10 protein-coding genes and 1 tRNA gene are annotated in these 10,272 nt (G+C 57.3%); 5 read left to right on the top strand and 6 right to left on the bottom strand.

The features are described from left to right. The first annotated feature begins 23 nt into the window (after positions 1-23). From AC0V6W_RS04705 to AC0V6W_RS04690, 4 genes are read left to right on the top strand one after another with little or no spacing between them, the layout of a single operon-like run. Positions 24-1,160: a TrbI/VirB10 family protein gene (locus AC0V6W_RS04705; protein ID WP_486147646.1), complete on the top strand. Its 1,137-nt coding sequence runs from the start codon at positions 24-26 to the stop codon at positions 1,158-1,160. 27 nt (positions 1,161-1,187) lie between these two features. Continuing rightward, positions 1,188-2,228, top strand: coding sequence for a P-type DNA transfer ATPase VirB11 (gene virB11, locus AC0V6W_RS04700; protein WP_486147644.1), 1,041 nt, complete (start codon positions 1,188-1,190; stop codon positions 2,226-2,228). 8 nt (positions 2,229-2,236) lie between these two features. Beyond that, positions 2,237-4,405 (top strand): RNA degradosome polyphosphate kinase, encoded by a 2,169-nt coding sequence (locus AC0V6W_RS04695; RefSeq protein WP_486151467.1) that lies wholly within the window; start codon positions 2,237-2,239, stop codon positions 4,403-4,405. A gap of 10 nt (positions 4,406-4,415) precedes the next feature. Continuing rightward, positions 4,416-5,939, top strand: a complete 1,524-nt coding sequence (locus tag AC0V6W_RS04690; RefSeq protein WP_486147642.1) for a Ppx/GppA phosphatase family protein — start codon at positions 4,416-4,418, stop codon at positions 5,937-5,939. 45 nt (positions 5,940-5,984) lie between these two features. Here AC0V6W_RS04690 and AC0V6W_RS04685 read toward each other — a convergent pair whose 3' ends face one another. Then, positions 5,985-6,848, bottom strand: coding sequence for a queuosine precursor transporter (locus tag AC0V6W_RS04685; RefSeq protein WP_486147640.1), 864 nt, complete (start codon positions 6,846-6,848; stop codon positions 5,985-5,987). Positions 6,849-6,908: 60 nt separating this feature from the next. Between AC0V6W_RS04685 and AC0V6W_RS04680 the strand changes: the two genes are divergently transcribed. Continuing rightward, positions 6,909-6,985, top strand: a tRNA-Arg gene (locus tag AC0V6W_RS04680). Positions 6,986-7,110: 125 nt separating this feature from the next. Here the strand turns inward: AC0V6W_RS04680 and AC0V6W_RS04675 are convergent. The 5 genes from AC0V6W_RS04675 to AC0V6W_RS04655 all read right to left on the bottom strand — a co-directional run bounded on the left by AC0V6W_RS04675 (position 7,111) and on the right by AC0V6W_RS04655 (position 10,271). Beyond that, positions 7,111-7,908: an NUDIX hydrolase gene (locus AC0V6W_RS04675; protein ID WP_486147638.1), complete on the bottom strand. Its 798-nt coding sequence runs from the start codon at positions 7,906-7,908 to the stop codon at positions 7,111-7,113. 322 nt (positions 7,909-8,230) lie between these two features. Continuing rightward, on the bottom strand, positions 8,231-8,563 hold the full coding sequence (gene grxD / locus AC0V6W_RS04670; protein WP_486147636.1) for a Grx4 family monothiol glutaredoxin: 333 nt from the start codon (positions 8,561-8,563) through the stop codon (positions 8,231-8,233). A gap of 45 nt (positions 8,564-8,608) precedes the next feature. After that, the gene (locus AC0V6W_RS04665) at positions 8,609-8,842 is read right to left on the bottom strand and encodes a BolA/IbaG family iron-sulfur metabolism protein (protein WP_486147634.1); all 234 of its coding nucleotides are present in this window, start codon (positions 8,840-8,842) and stop codon (positions 8,609-8,611) included. A 4-nt stretch (positions 8,843-8,846) separates the two neighbouring features. Then, positions 8,847-9,170, bottom strand: coding sequence for a DUF1476 domain-containing protein (locus tag AC0V6W_RS04660; protein ID WP_486147632.1), 324 nt, complete (start codon positions 9,168-9,170; stop codon positions 8,847-8,849). 102 nt (positions 9,171-9,272) lie between these two features. Next, entirely contained in the window at positions 9,273-10,271 is a 999-nt protein-coding gene (locus AC0V6W_RS04655; RefSeq protein WP_486147630.1) for an NADPH:quinone oxidoreductase family protein, read from the bottom strand. Between the last annotated feature and the right edge of the window lies 1 nt (position 10,272).

Genomic DNA, 10,272 nt, shown 5'->3' with positions numbered 1-10,272 from the left:
GCCTTTGTGATGGAGACGAGATAATGCGCCTTGCCATGCGACTTCCGGCCAAAAAGGGCGGTTCATCCGATGGTTCGTCAGGCGGCGACCCGCGTGAGGGCGAGACCGCAGAAGTTATCGACCTTGCCAGCCGCAGCGCCTTTCCCGCTGTCACCCAGCGCAAAGCGGGCGGCGACAAATGGGGTCCGGCTTTGGGCGTTGCGATTGTCGGCCTGCTTGGCGCGACGACATTTTGGGCCATGAACGCAGCCCAGCAGGGGGCTGATGAAGCCACCGGAGCAAGCGCTGGCGAAACGGCTCCTGCGCCTGTCACCCCTGCGGCTGCGCCCGTTGTGGTGAAACCGGAACCGATCCAGCCGCCCGTCGCGCCTGTGGGTGCGCCAGCGCCGGTTATCTCGCGCGCGCCGGGGGCTTCGGCTGTTCCTGTGGCCAATCCCTATGCCAGCCCGCAATTGATTTTTGATGCGTCCCGCTCAGCCAACGCGCCGCGCCTTGTCGAAGGAGCAGGCGCACCAGCTCCGACATCGACAACCGCCGCACCAACAGCAGCCGGCGGCCCGGCGGGCGAGTTTGCCAGCCGCATTGGCGGCGTGGGCGGCGGACCTGCGCAAGCGACGCGCACGATCAATCAATCCACGACTGTCACCAAAGGCACCTTGATCCCGGCCATTTTGGAAACCGCGATTAACACCGATGTGCCCGGATTTGTGCGCGCTGTGGTGAGCCAGGATGTGCGCAGCTTTGATGGGACAAAGGTTTTGATCCCGCGTTCCTCGCGCCTTGTCGGCCAATACCAATCGGGCGTGCAAAACGGGCAGAAACGCGCTTATGTCATCTGGACAGATCTGACCCGGCCCGATGGCGTAACAATCAAGATCGCATCCCCCGCTGTCGGATTTGACGGGACCACCGGCCTTGCCGGCGAAGTGGATACGCATTTCTTTCAGAGGTTCGGGTCTGGCCTCCTTCTTTCGCTAATCGGTGCGGCCGGTACGATTGCATCGGGCGGGGCGGGCCTTGTTGTGGCAGGCGGGCAGAACGCGGCCAGCACAGCTTTGCAGCAGGACGGCCAAATCCCGCCAACAATCCGCGTTGCCATGGGTGAACCGGTGCGGGTGTTTGCCGCGCGCGACCTTGATTTCAGCACGGTGAGCAATTGATCACGCCAGCGATGCGCAACTGACACCATGACAGCAGACATTCACCCTTTGACCAGCGGCACCCCTTCAGAGGCGATCGGCGATACAGCGCCTGTGCCCGAAGAGCGCAGTGTCTATCTCGATGCCTATCTCGCCCCGTTCAAACGATGGCTTGACCGCGACACAGTGACAGAGATCATGGTCAATGGCCCCGGTGAGGTTTGGATCGAAGATGCCTCAGACCCCGGCATCAAGCGTATTGAAACTCCCGAAATTGATGACCGTCTGGTCCAGCGTCTTGCCGAACAGGTTGCGCGTGTCAGCCATCAAGGGATCAACCGCGAACATCCTTTGCTTGGGGCGACTTTGCCTGCCACGGGAAAAGAGGGCGGTGCCCGGATCCAGTTTTGCGGACCCCCTGCTAGCCGGAAACACTGGGTGATGGCGATCCGCCGCCATCGCAGGCTTGACCTGCCATTGGATGCCTATGACGCGGGCCCGCTTACCAGCGAAACCGAAATTGCGATGCCTGATCCGCAGATGGAGCCGATCGGCTATTTGCGCAAAGCTATCCAGAACCGCCGCACAATTCTGATATCGGGCGGCACCAGTACGGGTAAGACGACTTTCTTGAACGCAATGCTCGGCGAAATTCCGCAGGCAGAACGTGTCATCATGGTCGAAGATACGCCCGAATTGAAATATCCCGGCGACAATTCGGTTGGCCTTGTCGCTGTTAAAGGCGAACTTGGCGAAGCAAAGGTCACTGCGAACGAATTGTTGCAAGCTGCCCTGCGCCTGCGTCCTGATCGCATTGTGCTGGGCGAATTGCGCGGGGCAGAGAGCGTCTCGTTCCTGCGCGCGATCAACACCGGCCATCCCGGCAGTTTTTCGACGATCCACGCCAATTCACTGCGAGGCGCTTTGGAACAATTGTCGCTGATGGTGATGCAAACAGGCATTGGGCTTACCCGGTCTGATACCATTGCCTATGCTGCCAGCGTGATTGATGTGATTGTGCAATTGGGCCGCGATGCCAATGGCAAGCGCGGGATCACGCAAATCGCAGACAGCCGCTCTTTGGTGTGAGCAAATCTGTGGCCAAGAAGAAAAACGCCGAAACCCCTCGCGCCGCGTCATCTGCATTAGAGGCGATGTATTTCAATCGCGAATTGTCCTGGCTTTCGTTTAATGAGCGCGTTCTGGCAGAAGCGCGCAATGAACAATATCCGCTGCTTGAACGGCTGCGGTTTCTGTCCATTTCGGGAAGCAATCTCGATGAGTTTATGATGATCCGTGTGGCCGGGCTGGTTGGCCAGGTGCAACGCGGGATTGGCAAACCTTCGATTGACGGTCGCACTCCATCACAGCAGCTCAAAGCCATTCGTGAAAAATTGAGCGAATTGTCCGATGCTCAGCAGCAAATCTGGCGTGATTTGCATAACAGGCTGGGTAAGGCTGATATCCACGTCACCGATGAAGAACGTTTGCAACCCAAGGCCCACGATTGGCTTAAGGCGTTCTTTCTTGAAGAAATCCTGCCCGTCATAACCCCGCAGGCGCTCGATCCGGCGCACCCTTTCCCGTTCGTGCAAAACGAAGGGAGGGGCCTGTTGTTCACGCTTACCCGCGATGCGGACAGCGAAGAGATCATCGAGATGATCCTCATCCCCAGCGCGCTGCCCCGCTTCGTCCGCGTGCCCAGCGATATTGGCGGACCCGATGAAGCGATCTACATCTCTATCGCCAGCCTTATTCAGCGTTATGCGCACAAATTGTTTCCCGGCTTCACAATCGAAGGCGATGGCCTGTTTCGCGTGCTGCGCGACAGCGATATCGAGATTGAGGAAGAAGCCGAAGATCTGGTGCGCACGTTCCGCAGCGCGATCCAGCGCCGCCGCAGGGGGCAGGTGATCCAGCTTGAACTCGAAGAGGATTTTCACCCAGAGGCGGAAAAAATCCTGTTGGAACAATTGGGTGTTCACGAGGCGGCCGTGATCAAAACCGATGGGATGATCGGGGTTGATGGCCTTGCCGAAATTGTCAGCGAAGATCGCCCCGACCTCAAATTCGACAGCTATTCCCCGCGCTATCCCGAACGCGTGCGCGAGCATGACGGCGATCTGTTTTCCGCGATTGGCGAAAAAGACATCATCATCCAGCACCCCTATGAAAGTTTCGAGGTGGTGGTCGACTTTATCCGGCAGGCCGCAGCCGATCCCGATGTGGTTGCGATCAAACAGACGCTCTATCGCGCAGGCACGCAATCAGCGGTTATCAATGCGCTGATCGAAGCGGCTGAAAACGGCAAATCGGTCACCGCTGTGGTCGAATTAAAAGCGCGCTTTGATGAGGAGCAGAACCTCAAATGGGCGACCAAGCTTGAACGCGCGGGAGTGCAAGTGATCTATGGTTTCACCGATTGGAAAACCCACGCAAAAGTCGCGATGGTTGTGCGCCGCGAGGATTCCAGTTTTCGCACATATTGCCATTTCGGCACTGGCAATTATCACCCCGTCACTGCCAAGATTTACACCGATCTGTCCTTCTTTACCGCCGATCCCAAACTGGGCCGGGATGCAGCCAAGATGATGAATTTCGTCACTGGTTATGTTGAACCGCACGGGCTCGAATTGATCAGCATCGCGCCGCTTGATCTGCGCGCCGAATTGTATCGCCGCATCGAAAAAGAGATCGACAATGCAGGCAAAGGCAAGCCCGCAGCGATCTGGATGAAAGCCAATCAGATCACCGATTCCGGAATTATCGACATGCTGTATGCCGCCAGCAATGCAGGCGTAAAAATCGAATTGGTGTGCCGCGGCATTTGCTGCCTTCGCCCCGGCGTGCCGGGTCTTTCCGAAAATATCCGGGTGAAGTCGATCATCGGACGGTTTCTGGAACACAGCCGCATTTATGCTTTTGCCAATGGCCATGCGATGCCCAGTTCGGCAGCGGCGGTGTTTATTTCCTCTGCCGATTTGATGGGCCGCAATCTGGATCGCCGGGTGGAATCGCTTATTCCTATCCAGAACCGCACCGTGCACGATCAGATTTTGCAGCAGGTTTTGCTCGCCAATATGCTTGATACCGAACAAAGCTGGTGGCTGAATTCCGATGGAACCTATTCACGCGCTGAAACGCAGGGCAAGCCTTTCAATTGTCATCGATACTTTATGACAAACCCATCTCTATCGGGCCGCGGCGGCGCTTCGGAGGCTGGGGGTGTCCCCAAATTGTCGTTGCGCAAAGGCGGGTCGAGCTAGGCAGCGATATATGAGCTTGAAAAGACGGCGAGGGGATCGCGAAGGGGCCTTTTCAGGACTTTTGCCAGAGCGCGCAATTATCGACATCGGTTCCAATACAGTGCGGCTGGTGGTGTATGGCGGAACGATGCGCGCGCCCACAGTGCTGCTCAACGAAAAAGTCACGGCGAAACTGGGCCGGGATATTGGGCGAACTGGCGCGCTGGCCGATGAGGCGGTCGCGCTGGCGATGCGCGGTCTTTCACGCTTTGTCTTGATGCTGAGCGATTTGGGAGTGAACACCATTGAATGCGTGGCAACCGCTGCCGTGCGCGATGCGTCCAATGGCCCGGAATTCGTCAAAGGTCTAAAAGAGTTAGGGCTGAATCCGCGCATTCTTTCTGGAGAGGAAGAAGGCAAAATCAGCGCATCGGGCGTTTTGGGGGCCTTTCCCAAAGCAGACGGCATTGTTGCTGATCTTGGCGGGGGCAGTCTGGAGCTGGCTGCAATATCAGGCGGCAAAGCCATTTCTGCCCAGACATTGCCATTGGGCACATTGCGCTTGCCTGACCACCGCGGCGATAACCCTAAAGACATGCTTTCAAGCCTTGAAAAAGCGCTCAAGAAAAGCGGCTGGGATAATGCAGGTGACGGCAAGCAAGATGCCGCGCATCTGTATCTGGTGGGGGGCACTTGGCGTGCAATGGCGGTTTACGCGATGCAGGAACAGGGCCACCCTTTGAGTGATCCTCACGGATTTGGCGGATCGCGCAAAGCCGCAGAAGCTTTGGCGCAGGCGCTCGCAAAAGAGGACAAAGACAGCCTGAAAGCGCGGGCGCGCATTTCGTCTATGCGCGCCGAAAAACTGCCCGATGCCGCGATATTGCTGCGCGCTTTGCTCGCGCGGTTGGGGCCGGATCGGATCACCTTTTCGTCCTGGGGCCTGCGCGAAGGGTTGCTGTTTGATGGCCTGCCGCCAGAGGCGAAAGCGCAAGATCCGCTCCTCGCGGGAATTTCGGTGTTCGCCAGCCAGCGCGGCGCGCCCGCTATGCTTGCAGCCCAAATGGCCGGTTGGACAGTGCGCGCCGCGCCAGCCGAAGGCAAAGGCGGCGAAAGGCTGCGGCTGGCGGCGACAATGCTGGCGCTTGCCAGCATGCAGATAGAGCCGAACATTCGGATGCATCAGGCGATGGATTGGGCTTTGCACAAACGCTGGATTGCGATTGACGGGGAAGGGCGCGCCATGCTGGCCGCTGCGATTGCCGCCAATGGCAACCAGCTGGATCTGCCCGACGAGGTGCGCGCTCTTGCCAGCAAGGATGTGTTGGAAGAGGCGATCTGCTGGGGGCTGGCGATCAGGCTTGCGCGCCGATTGGGTGCGCGCTCCAGGCGGTCTTTGCAGGTCAGCCGCTTGCGCGTCAAAAAGGGCGATCTGGTGCTGCGCCTTGCGCAAAGCCACGAGGCATTGTTCGGAGCGCCGGTTGAAAAAGATATGAAGCTGCTATCAGCGCGGCTTGGCCTTGATTGGCGCGTGGATATCGTGGCCGACGAGTAGCTTGGGATTGCTCCGGAAGACTGATGCTTGCGGCGCCTCGCGCGCTTACGTTTTGCTCGAAAAAGGCGAAAAATCGGTTTCCATATCAAACAGATCGACCCCTTCGGCTTTCTTCAACCGGCCCACCACGAAATAGGTGACAGGGGTTAGAGCGGCTTCCCAGATAACTTTCAGCGCCCAATTGGTGATCATCACAGTGACAACCAGTTCCGTGGTCCAGATGCCGTAAAACGCGATGGGGTAAAAGATAAGGCTATCCACGCCTTGCCCCACCACGGTCGAGCCGATTGTGCGGCTCCACAAGGCTTTGCCTTTGGTCCAGACTTTCATCTTGGCCATGACATAGGAATTGACGAATTCGCCAGCCCAGAATGCGACTATAGAAGCAACGACGATGCGCCAGGCATTGCCGAAAACTGACACATAGGTTTCCTGACAGATCTGCCCCGTGGACATTTGCGCCCCGTCACGCGTCACCAGCGGGCCTTGGCCGTCAAACCCGCTTGCCGCGCACGACCAGCCATCAAACGGCGGCAGCGCGACCACGACATAGCTCATAAAGGCGAGGAAGATCATGGCGGCAAAGCCGGTCCAGATCACTCGGCGAGCGCGGGCAAATCCGTAAATTTCAGTGAGGACATCGCCGATCACGTAGCCAAGCGGGAAGAACAAGATCCCCGCGCCGTAGATCAGCAAGCCATCGGGCGCGGGCCACATGCCTTCGGGCCAAAAAGGCACAGGGATAAACGTCGTCTTTGCAGCGCCGATGATATTGGAAAGCAGCAGGATGGCAACGAAAGCCGCCATGACAAACTCATAATATTTGAAAGTGACAGGCGCGCGCGATGTCGCAGCGATCCCATCACCCGGATCGGTATCAAATTCTAAGGCTGGATCGCTCTTGTCCATAGCTGCGCGCCTTAGCGGCATTTGAATGCTTGCGAAAGCGCGCTATTGGCGTTGCGGCGCGCGCCCTTAGCTCATCTGGATAGAGCGCGAGACTTCTAATCTTGAGGCAGCAGGTTCGAGTCCTGCAGGGCGCGCCATTTTCACTTCGTTCAAATAACCACGCCCTCGTTGTAGGTGGTTCGAGCTTACGCTCGTTGGGCGCGCCAACTTACCTGATCACGCACTGGATCGGGCCAGACCTGACATAGCGTTGTTGCCCCGGTTACCCCCGTGCAACTGTTTCCAACGATTCCGCGGTCACAGGATAGCCAGCGTCCTGCATTATCGTGAGCATGGTTTTGCCGCCGCTTGTATCAATTTTCGGGACAATGGTTTTTACCGGGATCGCCTCTGCTTGAGCGCGGGCTTCGTCAAAACTCGCAAACAGGGCAAGGCGTTCCAGATTGCGGCGCGTGGGAAAGATCAGTTTGATGTCGCCTTTGGCAGCAAGATCGAGCGCGCCTTGTGCGCTGACCCAGAACAGCTTGGTGTTTTCTGAATTGATGGAGACATCCACATCGCCCGTGCCCAGATTGGCCAGATAAAAGCGCGTGTCGTAAATGCGGCTGAGCTTTTCGTTTTTGGGGAACCACCGCGCAAAGGGGACGATCTGGGGCAGGTCCAATTGCCAATCAAATGCTTCCAAAACAGGCGCGAGAGCCCCAACATCTTCGAGCATTACTCGCGCCTTTGCAGCCTTGTCGGCGGTGATATCGCCGGTCAATCCCAAGGCGAGGCCAGTTTCTTCGAGCGTTTCGCGGACCGCCGCGATCTGATGCGCGGCTTCGTCCGGGGGCGGTGCGCTGGCATCTGCGGCGGACACGGTTTCGCCCAAGGCAAAATCTGCCGCATCGACCCGTCCACCGGGAAACACCGCCATGCCGCCAGCAAAAGACATAGTGCGCGATCGCACCGTCATCAGGATTTCGGGCGGACCACCTTCAGCGGATGCGCGAAAGATGATGATGGTGGCAGCCGGGATGGCTTCGGGCGATTCTGGAGCGGTTGCGGAAGCTGTCATGCGCCCTGTGTTGCCCGGTGCTGGCCCGCTTGCCAAGAGGCTGGCCGATCCATTCGGCGTAACATCGCTCTGCCCAAAGGCTGGCTGTGTCGGTCCAGTTTACATTTGGCACTATGGTAAATGGGTCTTAACCACCGAAACCCGCACAAATGCGCGGGCGGCCATTTTTGGCACGCTCAATGCATAGTCTATAACAGCTCCGAATGGTCTTCGAGCAGAGACGAACCTTCTCCTGGTCTCTAGGTTCAGTCTCCCCGATATAAAAAAACCGCCTTGCGTTGGTCTGCAAGGCGGTTTTTTTGTGTGCGAGTGGTGCGCGAATTTATGTTTCGGCTTTTTTGACGCCAGATGCGTCCATCATCTGCTTCAATTCCCCCGCTTCAAACATTTCCATCATAATGTCTGATCCGCCGACAAATTCGCCTTTCACGTAAAGCTGCGGGATCGTCGGCCAGTCTGAGAATGTTTTGATGCCCTGACGGATTTCCATATCCTGCAAAACGTCGACGCTTTCATAGGCCACCCCGCAATGATCGAGGATCGCTACCGCGCGGCTGGAAAAGCCGCATTGCGGAAACAAAGGTGTGCCTTTCATAAACAGGACAACATCGTTGTCGCTTACAAGGCTTGAAATGCGGGCGTCGGTGTCAGCCATAAAAGAGGCCTCTTTCAATTTTTGAACAGGAATATGCATTGGGTGTTACGTGGGAACGCGCGTGGAAACTTGCAAGGCGTGCAATTCCCCGCCCATCTTGTCACCAAAGGCGGCATAGACCATTTTGTGCTGAGCAATGCGTGTTTTGCCCGCAAATTGCGGAGCTGTGACCACCGCTGCCCAATGATCGTTATCGCCCGCCAGATCGGTCAATTCAACTGCCGCGCCGGGCAATTCCGCCTGGATCGCAGCGATGATATCGTCGCCTCTCATCGGCATCGGATCAGCTATCGCCTAGCAATTGTCGGCGCGCTTCGATGGCGAATTCTTCCAGCTTTGCGCGGATATCGGCATCGGAGATATTGGTATCGGCAGCGGTAAGATCGCCCAAAAGCTTGCGGATGACGTCTTCATCGCCTGCTTCTTCAAAATCGGCCTGCACAACCGCTTTTTTATAAGCGTCGGCCTCTTCTTCGGTGAGGTTCATTTCTGCTGCTGCCCATTCGCCAAGCAAGCGATTGCGGCGCGCTGCGACTTTGAACGCGGTTTCGCTGTCGAGTGCAAATTTCGCCTCTTCGGCGCGTTGGCGGTCGTTAAAATCTGTCATCTGTCCCTCCGATGAGTATTGCTGGGGAGATAGGGACCGGATGGGCGCGCGGCAAGCGTCAAACGCCGATATCACACGCCCCGGTCAAACGCATGAGCTCTATCAATCCATCGTGACAACCAGTTTGCCCACTGCCTCGCGGTTTTCCAGCTTGGCAATCGCATCGCCCGCGCGTTCCAGCGGGAAGGTTTCGGACACCAGCGGATCGATTTTGCCATCCTTCATAAGGGCAAACAGCTCTTTCACTTGTTCGACAAACTTTGCAGGTTCGCGTGCGGTGAACGCGCCCCAGAACACGCCGCAAATGTCGCAGGATTTAAGCAGAGTGAGATTGAGCGGCATTTTCGCGATACCGGCGGGGAAACCAACAACGAGAAACTTCCCTTCCCACGCGATGGAGCGCAAGGCAGGTTCAGAATATTGGCCGCCGACAATGTCATAGACGATGTTTGCGCCATTGGGCCCGCAGGCGGCTTTGAAGGCACCGGCGAGCTCTTTGGATGCGGCTTTGTCCATGTCCTCGCGCGGATAAATCACCACATCATCTGCGCCAGCCTTGCGTGCAATGTCTGCTTTGGCCTCAGAGGAAACCGCCGCCACAACGCGCGCGCCATAGGCTTTTGCAAGTTCCACTGCTGAAAGTCCAACTCCGCCGGCCGCGCCAAGGATAAGCACGACATCGCCTTCCTTAATGTGTCCGCGATCCTTAAAGCCGTGAATGGTGGTGCCATAGGTCATCAAAAGCGAAGCGGCTTTTTCAAAAGGCACGCCTTCGGGGATCGGGAAAAGCCTGCCATCAGGCACAATCGCTTTTTCGCGAAGACCGCCATTGCCAAGCATGCCGATAACCCGGTCGCCGGGCTTGCAGCTGGTGACCCCATCGCCAACGGCTTCGACCACGCCTGCAATTTCGCCGCCGGGGGAATAGGGGCGTTCGGGTTTGAACTGGTACAAATCGCGGATCATCAATGTGTCAGGATAATTGATCGCGCACGCTTTGACCGTCACCAGCACTTCGCCTTTGCCGGGGGAGGGGGCCTCTATCTCATCAAGCGTGAGTGTTTCAGGCCCGCCAATTTCATGCGTGCGGATGGCTTTCATT

The sequence above is a fragment of the Erythrobacter sp. JB1-7 genome (assembly GCF_057365015.1).
This window is presented reverse-complemented; position numbering and strand designations above follow the sequence as displayed.

Bases quoted from the DNA above. Each gene is read 5' to 3' on its own strand.
- AC0V6W_RS04705 (WP_486147646.1), top strand. From the start codon at position 24: ATGCGCCTTGCCATGCGACTTCCGGCCAAAAAGGGCGGTTCATCCGAT.
- virB11 (WP_486147644.1), top strand. From the start codon at position 1,188: ATGACAGCAGACATTCACCCTTTGACCAGCGGCACCCCTTCAGAGGCG.
- AC0V6W_RS04690 (WP_486147642.1), top strand. From the start codon at position 4,416: ATGAGCTTGAAAAGACGGCGAGGGGATCGCGAAGGGGCCTTTTCAGGA.
- AC0V6W_RS04685 (WP_486147640.1), bottom strand. From the start codon at position 6,848: ATGGACAAGAGCGATCCAGCCTTAGAATTTGATACCGATCCGGGTGAT.
- AC0V6W_RS04675 (WP_486147638.1), bottom strand. From the start codon at position 7,908: ATGACAGCTTCCGCAACCGCTCCAGAATCGCCCGAAGCCATCCCGGCT.
- grxD (WP_486147636.1), bottom strand. From the start codon at position 8,563: ATGGCTGACACCGACGCCCGCATTTCAAGCCTTGTAAGCGACAACGAT.
- AC0V6W_RS04665 (WP_486147634.1), bottom strand. From the start codon at position 8,842: ATGCCGATGAGAGGCGACGATATCATCGCTGCGATCCAGGCGGAATTG.
- AC0V6W_RS04660 (WP_486147632.1), bottom strand. From the start codon at position 9,170: ATGACAGATTTTAACGACCGCCAACGCGCCGAAGAGGCGAAATTTGCA.
- AC0V6W_RS04655 (WP_486147630.1), bottom strand. From the start codon at position 10,271: ATGAAAGCCATCCGCACGCATGAAATTGGCGGGCCTGAAACACTCACG.